Here is a 14,913-nt window from a genome sequence, read left to right as displayed (position 1 = left end):
GAGGTCCCTGCGCCGGGCGCTACCCGGGCGAGCCGCCGTGCTCCAGGGCGGCCAGCCGGGTGGCGAGGTCCTCGGTGCGGCGGGTCAGCTCCTTGACGGCCTCGACGAGGACCCCGGTGAGGCCCGCGTAGTCCACCGCCATGTACTCGTCGTCCTCGGTGCCGGTCACCAGCTCGGGGAAGACGGCCGCCACCTCCTGGGCGACCACCCCCATCGCCGGCTCCCCCGGTGTCCCGCCGAGCGTGCGGGCGCTGTCGGCCCAGCGGAACGCGACACCGCGGATGCCCGCCAGCCTCGCCAGCGCCTCGCCGATGGGCGCGACGTCGGTCTTCGCGCGGGCGTCCGAGTGGTTGACGAACCGGCCGTAGAACGGGACCGCACCCTCGATCCGCTTCGGGATGGTGGAGTTGGGGAACGGGTAGGCGAAGGCCATCCACAGGTCGTCCTCGTCCCCCTCGGTCCTGATCCAGTGGTAGCCGCTGCGGCCGCCGCCGTCGAAACCGCGCAGCGACGTGCGCGCGTAGCCCAGGAACACCTCGCCGGCGACCGTCAGGCCGCCGCCCACCGTGAGATCGGCGTCGCTCCGGACCGCGCCGTGGACGAGCAGGTCCGCGCGGGCACCGCCACCCACGTGCACGGCGCGCCCGGTCCCCCAGTTGAGGTACAGGTCGTCCTCGCTGTCCTGCAGGTGGTGCTTGCCGTCGATGTGCCGGACCCACAGCCGGCCGTTCGCCGTGGAGCCGACGACCACCTCCGCGAAGCCCCCGGAGCCGCCGACGGCCAGTCGCGGCCAGTGGGTGTTGCCCACCGCGTCGTAGGTGTGCAGGAAGATCCGGCCGGGCGACTGCAGGCGCAGGTTGAAGATCGGCTCGGTGACCCCGACGGTCTCGTAGCTCCACGGGTAGGCCACGCTCCTCGGGTCGCCTCCGGTCGCGACCCCGCCGGTGCCGAGGGTGACCCCGTTCGCCAGGCCGCCGGCGCGGCTGTCCAGCGCCGCCCGGGGAGCACCGCCGAGGCCCAGCCGCCCGCCGGTGACCGTCATCCGCTCCGCGCCCTCCTGCACGACGCCGAGCTCGTCGGCGTGCACGGTCAGGCGGCGGACGCCGTCGCTCTGGAGGCGGACCGGGCCCGGCGCCGCGCCGGCCGCGGTCAGGCGGATGGCGGCGGCGACGGTGAGCTCCTGCTCGAGGGTCACCGCCCCGGCAACCCGGAACGTCCCCCGCGCGGTCAGCGCGCCGGTGACGGTCAGCGGGCCGGAGACGTCGGCGGCGCCGGTCACCCGCAGCGGACCGGCGGTGGTGAGCAGGCCGGTGACGGTCAGCGGGCCGGAGACGTCGGCGGCGCCGGTCACCCGCAGCGGACCGGTGGCGGTGAGCGGGCCGGTGACGGTCAGCGGGCCGGAGACGTCGGCGGCGCCGGTCACCCGCAGCGGACCGGCGGCGGTGAGCAGGCCGGCCACGGTCAGCGCCTGGTCCAGCGTGGCCGCCCCGGCCACCCGCAGCGCTCCCCCGGCGGTGAGCGGACCGGTGACGTCGGCCGCACCGGCCACCTGGAGGGGCTGGGCCGGGGTGGCGGTGCCGATGCCCACGTTGCCCGTGGCCGAGACGGTCAGCGACGGGGTACCCGTTGCGGCGGCACGGATCTCCACGCCTCCGCCGGGCCGCGCGCGCACCTCGCCGGCGGTCCGCTCGGCGACCTGCACCCCGCCGTCCTGGCCACCCGGCTGCGTCGTGGCGGCCCGCAGCTGCAGCGACGCCGCGGCAGGGGCCGGGCCGGCCCGCCCCTCGGCGCTCACCCCGCCCGGGGTGACCCGGCCGTCCGCGGTGAGCACGACGGTGGCCAGCACCACGTCGTCGCCCTCCGCTGCGGCCACGACCCGCAGCCAGGGGGTCTGGTGGGTGAGGAAACGCCCCGTCTGGTTGCGCAGCGCCTGGTCGAACGTCTCCCGCCACCGGACGACGACCCGGCACGTACCCGACCGGCCGGCCGTCGGCACCTCGACACCCTCCTGGGTCACCGCGGTCAGCTGGGAGCCCAGCACGAGGTTGACGGCGAGCTCCGCCCAGCCGCCGGCGGCGAGCACGACGTGCCGGCCGGCGGGGTCGACGGCCACGCCCGGAGCCACCCGCACGGCGGTCTCTCCCGCGGTCGCGCGGACCGCCAGCCCAGAGGCGACGCCGTGGCCGTGCAGGGCGCCGAGGTGCGCCCGCTCCAGCGGTCGCAGTTGGCCGACCTGGTCGGTGCCGCTCTCCCTGCAGCGCGCCTCCTCGGGCCGCCACGTCCCGGGCGCCGTGGGCACTCCGTACTCGGTCCAGCTGATCGGCTGAGGGTCCACGACCGCTCCCCCGGGTCGCGCGCTGCTCGGGCGGGCCGCACCCCGGTCGTGGTGTCACCGGACGGCTCGGCCGCCCACCATGCTCGGCAGCGGGCGCGCGGCCCCGCTTCGGGGAGATCCCTCGGGAGGGGTCAGCGCCGGACGGTGAAGAGCGTGGCGCTGACGGCGGTGCCGCCGGGGGTGTTCACGGAGACCTGCACCTGCCGGTCCTGGGCGCCGGTCGGGACCAGGTCGGGCGGCACCTTCGTGACGATCCGGGTGTTGGTCGGGGTCCCGACGATGTCGGCACGGGCATCGGCGAAGAACACCTTCACCGGCAGCACGTCGAAGTTCACCCCCCTCAGCGTCACCTGCGTCCCGGCGCTCCCGGCCGGCACCGAGAACGGCCCGGCGTCGAACCTCGGCACGGGGAAGGCGGCGACCTCGAACTCCTTCGCCGTGCTGACGTTCTGCTGCCCGGCGATGGACAGCGTGATGCGCCTCCTGCCCGGGGCAAGCCCGTCGGGCACCCGGGCCACCACCGTGGTGTTCGTCGGCGTCCCGACCACGGTGGCGCGGGTCGTCGCGAAGGTCACCGTGAGCTGGCCGATGCTGAAGTCGTAACCGCTGATCGTCACGTCGGTTCCCGGAGGGCCGCTCTCGGGGGTGAACTGCTCGTCCCTGTCCGGGACGAGGGCGAGCTTCGGCGTGATCTTCAGGTCCTCGTCGCTGGTGGTTCCCCCGCCCTCGTTGCGGACGGTCACCTTGACCAGCGTCTCCCGGCCCTCGGGGGTCAGCCCGAAGGGCACCTCGGCCACCGCCTCGTCCTCCCCCGGGTCCGACAGCTGTTTCGCCAGGACGCCACCGATGAGCACCTCCAGCTTCCCGACCTTGAAGTTGGTGCCCTTCAGCCGCACGGCGTCGTTCGCATGCGTCGGCGTCGTGGTGGGGAGCAGCTGTCCCGGAGGCGGCACGAACCGGGGCACCAGCAGCACCCGCTCGACGACGGTCAGCCGGCGCTCGAGGTCGGCCAGGGTGAGCCGGCGCTGCCGGAGGTCCTCGATCATGGCCGCGTCGACCACGTTCCGGCCGTGCGGCCGCTGCAGACGCGCCAGCCGGTAGAACACGTGTCCCCCCGCGTCGGCCGGAGGCTCACCCCCCTCGGCGACCCGCACCAGAGACCGCACCACCAGGCGCGTCGAGGTGGGCATCCCGACGTCGGCGCTGTTGTCCAGGTCGGGCGTCCCCTCGACCTCGTCGACCCAGGCGTCGAGGTAGACGACGTCCACCCGCGGATCGGCGTCGGGTGGGCCCGGTGTGGTCAGCTCCGGCAGCGGCCGGCCGGCCGCGTCGCGCTGCTCCGAGTAGCGCACCGGTCCCCGGATGGGCACCTCGATCCCGTCCACCAGGCACCAGCCCGGGCCGTCGTCGGGCCCCGCCGCGACGCGGAAGTCCTGCGGCTCCTGCACCGGCTCGATGAGAAACGCCTCGGACCCCGCGGACACACCGTTCCCGATGTAGCGGGCGGCGAGGTCGCGCACCGCGGCCACGACGAGGTCCTGCAGGAGGTTGAGGTCGCGGTCGAGGATCGGCACGCCCTGCTGGACGTGCAGGCCGGCGTAGCCCCGCTCGCGGCTGTCGCGCAGCAGGTCCAGGGGAGGCCGGGAGAAGTCGCTCATGGTGCTCCTCAGGGTTCGGCTGGGGGCGGCCGGACGATCGCGCGGACGGTGACCGGGAGGACCTCGGGGAGGACGCGCTCCAGCCGGGCGACGGCGAGCTCGGTGGACCGGTCACGTGCCGGGGGCGCCGTGGCCGCGCCGAGGAAGACGCCGACCGTGTGCCGGGTCACCAGGCCGTGACCCGGCGGCCCGGGGTCCCGCGTGTCGTACGTGTAGGTCTGGAAGTCCTCCGGACCGCCGCGCAGCGCGATCTTGCCGGCGTCGGTGGACCGGACCGTCGTCGTCCCCGCGTACCGCGCGTCCAGCACCGTCCGGCCCTCGAGGTGGGACAGGCTCTCGTTGGACCGGTACAGCAGCAGCGTGCGGTCGCCCTCGAGCACGACGGCGAGCGGCGCGCGGTTCGAGAACGGGCCGCTGCCGACCCGGTCGACCGGCCCCCAGGTGCCGCCCGGGGCGTCGAGGACCGCGGTGGCGATCGACCAGTTCCCGGTCCTCGTCGTCGCCCAGAACAGCTCCAGGTCCCCGGACGTGCGCAGCAGGGGTGCGGGCTCGCGGTCGTGGGCTCCGGCGTCGTCCCCCGGCAGCGTCTGCACCGGCGACCAGTCGTCGGTCGCCGGGTCCAGCCCCTCCTTGGTCCGCCAGCGGACGGCCCACCGGCGGGCTCCGTCCGGACCCGGGATCCGGGTGGCCCAGAACAGCCACAGCGGAGGCCCGGCGTCTCCCTCCGCGGCCGCCACCGCCACCAGGTCGTCGTCTGCGACGACGGCCCGGCCGTCGCCGTCCCGCAGGACCGCCGGGTCCGCCAGCTGCCACCGGTTCCCGTCGTGCCGGTCGTACCGCACCTGCCAGGACGAGCCGGCCCACTCCCGCCAGAACAGCCAGAGCCCACCCGTCGAGTCGACGACCGCGACGGGGGTCCGGCGGTCGGCGTCCGACGCGCCGACGACCGTGGGATCCGACCAGGTCCCCCGCTCCCGGGTGCGCGCGAGCAGCTCCCACCGGCCGGTCCGTGCGTTCACGCCGTTCCAGAACAGCCAGAGCCGTGGGCCCTGCCGGGCCACGGCCGGGTCCCGGTCGATCTCGGGCCGGTCGACCAGCGCGGTGCTGGGCTCCCACTCCTCCCCCACCCGGCGCTTGGCCCGGATCTCCCACCCCCTCCGGCGGAGGGTGTGGAACACGAACAGGTCCGCGCCGTCGTCGTCGCGCACGTGCGCGACCCGGCCGTCGTGGGCGAAGTCCACCGACACGACCGCTCCGGAGGTCCACTCCCGGGCATCGCGCGCCGCCGCCCACAGGTTGAGCCGCTCGGGCTGGTTGGTCAGCGCCACGTTGTGCAGGTACTCCTTCACCTGCGCCGAGTGCCCCGTCACGCGCCGGACGGCGGCGGTCACAGGGCCGACCGCGCCGGTGAGGCGGTAGAGGTGCGGGGCGAAGCGCACCTCGTTCCGCTGGGCGCGCACCGGCAGCCCGTGGTCGGTGCGCCAGCCGATCCACCGGGCCAGCAGCGGCAGCAGCCGGCCGTCCACCCGGTCGACGTCGTGCAGCGCCAGCGCCACCCGGGCCAGGCTGTAGAGCTGGTCCAGCTGCGAGCCCGGGAGCTCGAGGAAGCGGCGGAGGACGCCCTGGCCGCGCCCGCCCGGCACGGGAGCGGTGCCGGCCTGGGTCACGGTGTCGTACCGCCGGTACACGGCCGGCAGCAGGTCGTACATGCGCCCGGCGAAGTCGTAGGAGGCCGTCGCCGTGGCGCTGATCCGGTACGGCGGGTCGTCGGCGAACTGCGGTGGCTCGCCGGTGAAGGGGAACAGTGAGTAGTAGTACGTCGTCTCGGCCCGCAGGCCCTCGTCGTGGGCCGAGGTGAGATCCCCGGGGACCTCCTCGCCGTCCCCCGGGTCGACCGGGTGCGTGCCCTCCCGCCGGACCACGCGGACGCCGGTGGCCCCCGCCGCGTCCACGACCCGCCAGCCGACGTCGATGCGGTGCCCCAGCGGGTGCGGCACCGCCCGGAGCCGGTCGATCCGCACGGTCAGCCACCGCCCCCGACGACGACCACCTTCAGACCGGCGGAGTACTCCCCGACGTCGGGCACCGTCGGCAGCTCGGTCGGCTCCAGCAGGATCCGCCCGGAGGGTTCCAGCAGCGGGTCCGGCACGTCGGCCCGGCGGAACTCGGTGATGTTGACGAACCGGACGCCGGGGACGTCCTGGATGCGCTCGTAGAACGCGCTGAGGTAGACGGGCTCCCCGAAGCGCACGTCCGCGAACGCGAGGAGCCGGGCCGCGGCCGCTTCCACGGCCGGGACGACCTCGCTCTGCACGTAGTAGCTCTCCACGCCGATCTCCGCCGTGACCAGGATGGGGACCGGGTCGGCGTCCTCGACCTCGACGACGTGGCCGAGCATGCGCTTGTCCTCCAGGTAGCCGGTGAGCCCGACCCGCAGCACGTCGCTCACCGTTCCGCCGCCCGCCGGGGCGACCAGCAGCTGCACCCGGTTCCACCCCACCGGGAGCGCCTTGACCTTGCCGACGCCCTCGAAGCTGAGCGCGAGCGCCTCGTAGTCGGCGGCCGTGACAGCCCGCTCCTGCGCGCGGAACACCGCGGGGGCGTGCTCGACGGCGTGCTCGATCGACTCCCGCTCGGCGCCGCCGGTCGCGGCGGCCGGGTTGGTCACCGTGGCCCCGAGCCGGGCCAGGGCGGGGGCGTCGGCGATCGTCCGGATCGCGTCGGCGGGCACGTTGCCGAGCCGCCCGCCGCCCGTCCGGTAGGTGATCCGGATGTCGGCACCGGCGGGGGGCACGGCCCCGAAGACCCCGTCCCCGAAGACGACGGTCCCCTGGTCGTCCTCGTCGATCTCGAGCGCGAAGTGGCGCGACCGGCCGTTGCTGAACGTGAGCGTGTCGCGCAGCTCCCAGTCCTCGACCTCCTCGCCGAGCCGCGTCGTGAGCCGGATGTCGCGGCTGGCCTGCTGCTGCGCACCGGGCGGGCGCCGGATGATCCCGGGGTGGGCCACCGGGAAGCGCTGGTCGGGGGCGCGGGTGGCCTGCCCGAGCAGCTCGTCCTCGAACAGGCGGCCCTCCTCCACGTCGAACGACACGACCTTGCGGCCGTCGACCGCGGTCACCCTCGAGAAGTCGATGGTCAGGGCGGTGTCCCCGGTGTACTCGAAGCGCACGCTGGGGCGGTCGCGGAGGCTGCGGGTGGCGAACGCGGCGCCCCGGCGCAGGGTGACCGTGTCGGTGACCGAGGCCCGGACCGACACGCGCAGCTGCGTGGCGGCCGGAGCGGCGGTGGCCAGCTGGTAGCCGATCAGCCGGAGGTGGTGGATGACGCTGCGCCGGGTGCGGGCCGTCCCCAGGAAGCTCTCGTCGGCGACCCGGTCCTGGTAGTAGCTGAGGATGTCCCCCATGTGCGCGAACAGCTCGAGGAGGACGCTGCCGACGTCGGCCTCGTTGGTGTGGTCGCGCCACTCGGGCAGCACCTGCGGGATCAGGTCGCGCATCGCCTGGAGCAGGCTGTCGTGGTCGCGGGCCAGGTAGTCGATCACCGGCCGGCCGTCCGGTACGGGTGCGGTCATGCCGGCCTCCTCACGACGCCTGGAAGCGGATCGAGCGGCGGGCCAGGTCGAGCCGGCGCTGGTAGGCCACCTCGACCGTCAGCACCTCCTCGTGTGCCTCCACGTCGACGCCGGTGACGACGAGCTCGTCGCCGAGCCAGCGGGTGAGGGCCTGGCCGACGGTGAACTCGATCGCGGCCGCCAGCACCGGGTTGCTCGCGTCGAAGACCAGGTTGAGCAGGCCGCAGCCGAACTCGGGCAGGTTCACCCGCTCTCCGGGGGCGGTGAACAGCACCTGGAGGATCCGCCCCCGCAGCTCGGCGTCCCCGTCGGCGTGGGTGGCGATGCCGCCCGCCGGGGTCACCGCGAACGGGAACCCGGGACCGCCGGGCGCACGAGTCGTCATCTCCGCCTCCCCGTCAGCGCACCAGGCCGGTGCCGCCGTTGACCTGCGCGAGGACGACCCCGTTCTGCACGGCCACCTGCCCGGAGACCTGGGCGACGACGTTGCCCCCGGTCCGGACGCCGGTGACCTCGAGGTTGTCCAGCAGGTGGGTGACCACGCCGGTGGCGATCGCGAAGGCGAGCTTCCGCCACCCCGACCGAGCGCCCTCCAGGGCCTGCTGGGCGGCCTCCTTCGCGGGGCCGGACGCGGCCTCGACCGCCTGCTGCAGCGGCGGTGAGAGCAGGGCGTCCAGCTGGTCGTAGACCGCCTTGCTCAGGCCGCGGTCCGCGTCCTGGGTGCCGACCGTCAGTGCCACCGCGCCCCCCTACTGGACCTTGTGCTTGGCCGACAGCGGAACCGACAGCTGCATCGGGGTGGCCGGCGGCGACGTCGGGGCGCCGAGGTTCCCCACGTGCGTGTGCGCGTTCAGCGCGGTCAGGAAGGTGCCGACCTGGGTGGCCAGCTGGGTGCCGAGCACGAGCGCCTGCGCGGCGCCGTCCCCGAGCTGGATGCCGCCGGCGCCCATGACGATCCTGTTCTGGTTCTTGTCGGCCAGGGTGATGCCGCCGGCGGCCAGCTCGACGGTGTTGCCCTCGGAGACCCCGTCGGTGATCCGCACCCCGCTGGAGGACAGCCGGATCTCGTGGCCGTTGACGCCGTCGACGATGCTCAGCCCGTCGCCGTCGAGGACGACGAGGTGCCCGTTGACGCCGTCGTGCAGGAGCACCGACTCCTCCCCGTCGGCGTCCTCGAACTGGAGGGTGTGCCCGCAGGCCGTCGTGAGGATCTTGCGGGTCGGGGGGTCCTGCACCTCCCCGGCCTCCTCGCCGTCCGGTGCGGTCGGCCGGGGCAGCTGGCTGCTGTCCCCGGGCCGGCTCCAGAACGTCCCCACCCAGACGGGGAACTCCAGGTCGCCCTCCTCGAACTCCACCCACACGCCGGCCTCGGGTGCGGGCAGGAACAGGAAGCCCTCGCCGGCGGCCCCGCCGTAGGGGAGGCAGGGGGCCGCCCACCCCGTCACCACGTCGTTGCCGAGCAGGCTGGGCACCCGGACGCGGAGCCGGCCGAGCCGGGCCGGGTCCTCGTTGTCGACGACGAAGCCCCGGTACTTGCCGTAGAACCGCCGCTCGACCCGCTCCACCAGGTCGGCGACGACCCGCTCCAGAGCGGCCCCGGCGCCGATCACGCCAGCGCTCCCAGCAGACCGTCGCCCGCACCGGCGAAGTCCTCGGCGCCGGTGGGTTCCAGGGCGTTGCGCTTGACGCCGAAGGTCTGCGTGTAGCCCTCGGCGGTGAAGGCGTGCCGGACCCGGGTGACCAGGTAGCTGCCGCTGTGGGTCCGCCCGACCCCCTTGACCACCACCGTGGAGCGCGGTCGCAGCACCGCTCCGTAGCGGTGCGAGTCGAGCTCACCCTCACCGGTCACGAAGTGCTCCGCCCGGTCGTACAGCGCCTGGCACAGGACCGCCATCTCCGCCGTGCCGGTGGTCACCGCCCGGCCCACCTGGACCACACCCGGGGACATCCCGGACGACAGGTACGCGGCGAGGGGCCTGGCCCCGAGGGGCGGCTGCAGGCCCGACTCGGCGCGGGCGTCGAGGACCTCCCCGCTCAGCCGGTCCACCTGGGACATCGCGACCGCCGACGGCGTGAGCGCGTCGACCTCCAGGGCGAACCGGGTCACGTTGGTCTCGTCGCCGAACGCGACCGCGAGGACCGGCTGGTCGCCCTCGGACGCCGCCGGGGGGCCGAAGTACCCGCGCGTGCCGTCGACGTAGCACTCGAACCCGTTGCGCACGGCGAGGCGCTGCAGGAACTGCATGTCGGTCTCCCGCTGGATGATCGTCGAGACCTCCTCGTCGTGGACCACCTCGGTGTCGGTGACGTCCGGCTCGAGGTCGTGGGCCTGGAACGTCTCCCGCGCGATGTCGCTGTCCTTCTTGTTCGGCCAGTCCTTGAGCACGTCGTCCCGGTCCATGAGGACGCTGGCGTCCATCGCGAGGATCTCCAGGCGGCACCGGTCGAGCCCCTCGCCGAACTCGGGGCGCAGGTGGGTGATGTAGCCGCTGAAGAGCTCCTGGGTCTCCTCCGCCACCCCGGCGGCCACGGTGATCGGCTGCCAGGGGGCGAACCGCTCGTCGTCGAGGTAGTCCCACCGGCCGTCCGGACGCAGCAGGAGGGCGACGCTGAGCCGGCACGTGCCCGCCAGCTCGTCGTCGAGGTCGACCTCCGCGAGGAGGAGGTCCTCGTACAGCTGCTCCACCTCGGCCCCGCCGACCTGCACCCGGAGGTTCTCGTGCGCCACGGCGGTCACCCCCCGGTCACCGGGGGCGGGACGACGATCTCCCGGCCGAGCCGGTCCAGCACCACCCACTCGCCCACGCCGACCGGGACCGACCGGAGGGCGGCGGCGATCTCCTCCGCGGCGACGGTGACGCGGTTGTGCGTGACCCGCAACGACCACGGGGGCCGCGCCGGGCCGGCCGCGTCGTCGACGACGCGGACGTGCTCGACGCCCGACAGCTCCTGGACCGCGGCGATCAGGCGGGCCCACGGCGGGTCGCCGTCGCCGAGCGGGAACTCCGTGGTCACCACCGGGTCGTCGGAGAGGAGCCCGAGCGGGGAGAGCGAGTCGGGGTTGGCGTCGCAGATGTGCCACCAGTCCCGGGACCGGCCGTAGTAGGTGGTGGCGAGCTGGTCGAGCCGGTCCCCCGCGGCGACGACGTGGCGGAAGGTCCCCGTCACCTCGGGCAGCGGGCGGGCCTGCGTGGCGCGGACGATCCGCCCCTGCCGGTCGGGGACCGCCACGGTCGGCACGCCCCGGTACCGCGAGCTCGCGCTGAACACCGGCCTCACCCCGGGATGACGACGTTCGCGACGTCGGCGATGCCGGCCAGGTTGAGCGCCGACATCGCCTCGGTCATGGCCTTGGAGTACAGGTAGGGGACGCTCTTGCCCTCGATCACGGTCAGGTTGACCCCCACCGTCGCCCGGACCGGGTTCAGGTCCGAGCTGAACTCGGTCTCGGTGATCGTCATGCTGTTGATGTTGACCGGGAGCACCCGCTTGCGACCGAAGACGAACAGGATCAGGGGCGGGTTGGCGCTGCGGGTGAAGCTGAACCCGTCGGGCCGGCCCAGGAGCTTGGCCAGCGCGCCGCCGACCAGGCTCTCCGACTTCGGGTGCACCATCAGCTCCAGCGTGGCGATCTGCGGCCCGATGCCGAAGTTCTCGGTGATCGCGTCCTCCTCGTCCAGCCGGTCGGTCGCGTCGAGCCGCAGGTCGAACCCGATGCTCTGCTCCTGCACGGTGACCATCTGCTGCTTCTGCAGCTCCGTCAGGTCGCTGAACGTCCCGTGGAACTGGCGGATGGTGCGCAGCGGCGCCGCCGACCCGCCCGTCTCCGCCGCCGGGGCGGCGAACGTCAGGCTGCGGCTGCGGGTCAGCTGCAGGGGGTTGAACTGGAACACCACCACGAGCGGCGGGATCGTCAGCCCGAACTCGACGAACGCACCGCGGAGGATGCGCGGCTTGTTGGGGAAGCCATCGGTCATCGGGGATCGCTCCAGACCTTGCCGACCTTGTCGAACTCCCGCCGGGTGCCCTGCAGCAGGTGCTGCGGCCGGATGGGCCCGCCGTCGGCCGCCGCCAGGAAGGCGGCGTTGAGCACGATGTTCTTGATGCTGCCGCCGGTGACGGGGAACGACCGCGCCAGGAGCTCCCAGTCGACGTCCGGGGCCACCGGCGCGTCGGGCGGCAGGTGCTTGCGCCACATCAGCTGCCGGGACCGCTCGTCCGGGAACGGGAAGTCGACCAGGAAGCGGATCCGGCGCGCGAACGCGTCGTCGAGGTTCTGCCGCAGGTTCGTCGCGAGGACGACCACCCCGGCGTAGTCCTCCATGCGCTGCAGCAGGTAGCTGGTCTCGATGTTGGCATAGCGGTCGTGCGCGTCGGCGACCTCGGTCCGCTTGCCGAAGAGGGCGTCGGCCTCGTCGAAGAACAGGATGGCGTTGCTGGTCTCGGCCTCGGCGAAGACGCGGGCGAGGTTCTTCTCCGTCTCCCCGATGTACTTGCTCACCACGCGCGACAGGTCGATCCGGTAGAGGTCGAGTCCGAGATCGCCGGCCAGCACCTGCGCCGCCATCGTCTTCCCCGTGCCCGGCGGCCCGCTGAACAGGACGCTGAGGCTCGTGCCGTGCCCGAGCCGGCGCCGGAAGCCCCAGTCCTCGTAGACGCGCTGGTGGTGGCGCACCTGGTCGCAGATCTCCCGCAGCAGCGTCGTCCGGTCGTCCGGCAGGACCAGGTCGTCCCAGCCGTAGCAGGGCTCGACGGTGCTCGCCAGCTCGGCCACCCGGTGGCTGGACTGCCGGCGGCAGGCCCGGGTCAGGTCATCCAGCGTCAGGGCCGGACCCTCCCCGCGGATGGTCGCCTCCTCGGCCGCGGCGAGGACCGCCGCGCGGATGCGGCCGGGGGTCAGCCGGTACCGGGTCGCGAGGTCACCGGCCCAGTCCCGCGCCCTCGGGGTCCGGCCCGCCAGCTCGCGCCGCCACACCGCTGCCCGCACCGGCGCCGGCGTCTCCGGCACCTCGACCGGGCTGACCAGGCCCGGATCGTCCGCCGCGTCGTACCAGGGGGTGCGGCCGGCGGAGATCACCATCCGGCGGCACTCGGCCAGCGTGTCGGCGAGGGCCCGCACCACCGGGCGACCCGATGCCTCCTGGAGCGGGTCCACCCCGCCGAGATACACCACGGCGTCCTGCAGCAGCCCCTCGCGCAGGGCCAGCCGGAGCAGCGCCACGGCCTCGTCGGCGGGCTCGGCGACGACCGCGTCGACGTCGACGGCGAGGAGTCCGACGCCGAGCCGCCCGCACACGTACCGCGCGAGCGTCTGCTTGCCGGCACCGGCCGGGCCGTGCAGGTGGACGACGGCCGGTCGTCCACCTGGGTCGCGCAGCCGCGCCTCGACCATCGCCTGCAGGCGGGTGAGGACGTCGGGGAGCACATCGGGTGCGTCCTGGTCCGACGCGGGCGGGTACAGCCGGGCCCGCCCGTCGAGGCGGGCGTCGAGTGCGTCGTCGCCGAGCAGGAAGCCGAGGATGCGCGGGTCCAGCCGGAGGAAGCGCGCGAGGCCGCTCGATCCGGACGGGCTGGCCGGATCCGCCACGACCTCGAGCAGACCGCTGCGCCGCAGCGGTGCGCCCTCGGCGAAGCGCGCCCGGGCCCGCCACCGCTCGGCCTCGTCCGGGCACAGCAGTTCCAGGACCAGGTCGACGCTGGGGCGCTGGCGGGTGATGTCGTCCTGGAGGTAGGCGTAGAGGCGGTCGTACTTGCGGCGCAGCTCCGGCGCCAGGCAGACGAGGACCGTCTGCACGTCCAGGTCGGACAGCGCGAACGCCCGCCGCAACCGCGGCAGGCGCAGGGGGACGCCGTCCGCGGTGCTGCGCCGCACCCGGCCGTCGATGCGGGCCGACAGCTCCGCCAGGGCGGACCGCTGCGCCGGGGCCGACGGGCCGGCACCGCCGTCGAGCGCCCGCACCACCGGCCCCTCGTCGCTCCGCAGCAGCCGGTCGACCTCCTCGTCGGAGATGTAGACGGGCCGGTCCAGCTGGGACTCGGGGTGCAGCCGGGCACGGAGCTCGGCCGCCCGGAGGCGGATCCGCAGGTCCAGGCGCCGAAGCTCGTCCGCGAGGTGCTCGAGGTCGTCGGCGTAGCCGCGCACGCCGGTCGCGGGCAGCACCGCGGTCGTCACGACGTCACCTCGAAGAGGAAGGTGCGGCGGAACACCCCGGCGACGTCGACCCGCAGGTCGTAGACACCGGCGGCCACGTCGGGCGGAACGGGGACGGTGAAGGCGTCGCCGGTCAGGTCGTGGTCGCGGAGGACCACGCGTCCGCCCATCACGACGCCCACCCGCCAGCCGGCCAGGTGCTCGCCGGCGAAGTCGACGGCGCTGCCGGCCGGGCCACGGACCGGGGACATGGCGTCGACGACGGGCGGTCCCGGGTACGTCCGGACGACCGGGACGGCCACGCGGCGGACGCGAGCGGGCGTGCGCAGCCCCTCGTGCCGGCGGGCGTCGAGCTGGACGGTGGAGACCTGGTACTGGACGGAGGGCCGGAACGGGCGGGAGAAGGTGCTCCAGATCTGGCTGAGCTGCTCGAGGTCCAGGGCCTTGCCGACGACCTGCAGGTCCTCGCGGGCGTCGCGGAGGCCCGGGTCGAGGTGGGCGTCGGGGACGACGGGGTTGTCGTGGAAGACCCGCATCGCCTCCCCGAGGATCTGGTGCGCCGTGGCGTTGCCGGTCTCCGCGTCGTTCGGCGCGTACGCCGTGAGCAGGTAGTAGAGGACGAGCGACAGCGGCGGCGGGACGAGGCGGCCGGGATCGCTCGGCGAGACGGTCGCCTCCTGGTTGCGCAGGTAGGCGTTCTCCTCCAGCCGGTAGAGGAACAGGTTCACCCGCCGGTCCCCGGCCTGCTCGTCGGGCGCCAGCACCGTGACGTCCACGGTGAGGTTCAGCCGCATCTGCGCCATCAGCATGGCGCGCAGCGAGCTGCTCACCATGCCGATGGCGGTGGAGGCGCTCACCTCCGCGGCCTGGTGAGCAGGCGCCCCAGACGGCGGCGCTCCCAGAACGCGGGCGGAGCGGCGGCGGCCGCGACGGCGGGCCCGCGCCGGCGGTTCGGCCCCCACTGGGCGGGCAGGGGCCCGTCGGGCGCGGGCGGTGCGGGGTCGTCCCGGCCGGTGCCGCTCCCCGGCACGGCCCACGTCCACACCGGGGGCACCGGCGGCACGGACGACGGCGACGGCGACGGCGACTCGGCGCCGGGCGGGGGTGAGGGCCGCGGGGCCGCTCCGTTCCCGGCCGGCCCGGGTGGCTGCCCAGCGCGCCCCCGCGCGGCCGGTGGCTGCGCGCCCCGCCGGGGCAC

12 protein-coding genes are annotated in these 14,913 nt (G+C 74.6%); all 12 read right to left on the bottom strand.

Features of this window, described 5'->3' with window-relative positions:
* Nucleotides 1-19: 19 nt before the first annotated feature.
* Nucleotides 20-2,335 (bottom strand): tail fiber domain-containing protein, encoded by a 2,316-nt coding sequence (locus MY520_RS01500; RefSeq protein WP_436689367.1) that lies wholly within the window; start codon nucleotides 2,333-2,335, stop codon nucleotides 20-22.
* A 131-nt stretch (nucleotides 2,336-2,466) separates the two neighbouring features.
* Nucleotides 2,467-3,993, bottom strand: a complete 1,527-nt coding sequence (locus tag MY520_RS01495; protein ID WP_436689365.1) for an IPT/TIG domain-containing protein — start codon at nucleotides 3,991-3,993, stop codon at nucleotides 2,467-2,469.
* Nucleotides 3,994-4,001: 8 nt separating this feature from the next.
* Nucleotides 4,002-6,014: a phage tail protein gene (locus tag MY520_RS01490; RefSeq protein WP_436689364.1), complete on the bottom strand. Its 2,013-nt coding sequence runs from the start codon at nucleotides 6,012-6,014 to the stop codon at nucleotides 4,002-4,004.
* 2 nt (nucleotides 6,015-6,016) lie between these two features.
* Nucleotides 6,017-7,564: a baseplate J/gp47 family protein gene (locus tag MY520_RS01485; protein ID WP_436689362.1), complete on the bottom strand. Its 1,548-nt coding sequence runs from the start codon at nucleotides 7,562-7,564 to the stop codon at nucleotides 6,017-6,019.
* A 10-nt stretch (nucleotides 7,565-7,574) separates the two neighbouring features.
* Nucleotides 7,575-7,949, bottom strand: a complete 375-nt coding sequence (locus tag MY520_RS01480; protein ID WP_436689360.1) for a GPW/gp25 family protein — start codon at nucleotides 7,947-7,949, stop codon at nucleotides 7,575-7,577.
* Between the two features lie 13 nt (nucleotides 7,950-7,962).
* Nucleotides 7,963-8,304: a hypothetical protein gene (locus MY520_RS01475; protein WP_436689358.1), complete on the bottom strand. Its 342-nt coding sequence runs from the start codon at nucleotides 8,302-8,304 to the stop codon at nucleotides 7,963-7,965.
* Between the two features lie 9 nt (nucleotides 8,305-8,313).
* A complete protein-coding gene (locus MY520_RS01470; RefSeq protein ID WP_436689356.1) occupies nucleotides 8,314-9,174 on the bottom strand; it encodes a phage baseplate assembly protein V in 861 nt (286 codons plus the stop codon).
* Nucleotides 9,171-10,292: a phage late control D family protein gene (locus MY520_RS01465; protein WP_436689354.1), complete on the bottom strand. Its 1,122-nt coding sequence runs from the start codon at nucleotides 10,290-10,292 to the stop codon at nucleotides 9,171-9,173. Before MY520_RS01465 ends, MY520_RS01470 begins: the two co-directional genes overlap by 4 nt.
* A gap of 5 nt (nucleotides 10,293-10,297) precedes the next feature.
* A complete protein-coding gene (locus MY520_RS01460) occupies nucleotides 10,298-10,834 on the bottom strand; it encodes a hypothetical protein (RefSeq protein WP_436689352.1) in 537 nt (178 codons plus the stop codon).
* Between the two features lie 5 nt (nucleotides 10,835-10,839).
* Nucleotides 10,840-11,541, bottom strand: coding sequence for a hypothetical protein (locus MY520_RS01455; protein WP_436689350.1), 702 nt, complete (start codon nucleotides 11,539-11,541; stop codon nucleotides 10,840-10,842).
* Nucleotides 11,538-13,736, bottom strand: coding sequence for an AAA family ATPase (locus MY520_RS01450; RefSeq protein ID WP_436689348.1), 2,199 nt, complete (start codon nucleotides 13,734-13,736; stop codon nucleotides 11,538-11,540). The genes MY520_RS01455 and MY520_RS01450 overlap by 4 nt, the downstream gene beginning before the upstream one ends.
* On the bottom strand, nucleotides 13,733-14,572 hold the full coding sequence (locus MY520_RS01445; RefSeq protein ID WP_436689346.1) for a DUF4255 domain-containing protein: 840 nt from the start codon (nucleotides 14,570-14,572) through the stop codon (nucleotides 13,733-13,735). The genes MY520_RS01450 and MY520_RS01445 overlap by 4 nt, the downstream gene beginning before the upstream one ends.
* Nucleotides 14,573-14,913 lie beyond the last annotated feature (341 nt).

Origin of the sequence: Geodermatophilus sp. CPCC 205506, assembly GCF_051383635.1 — a bacterium.
Lineage (GTDB): Bacteria > Actinomycetota > Actinomycetes > Mycobacteriales > Geodermatophilaceae > Geodermatophilus.
The sequence above is the reverse complement of the archived record's forward strand: the minus strand, read 5'-3'. Positions and strand labels throughout refer to the sequence as shown.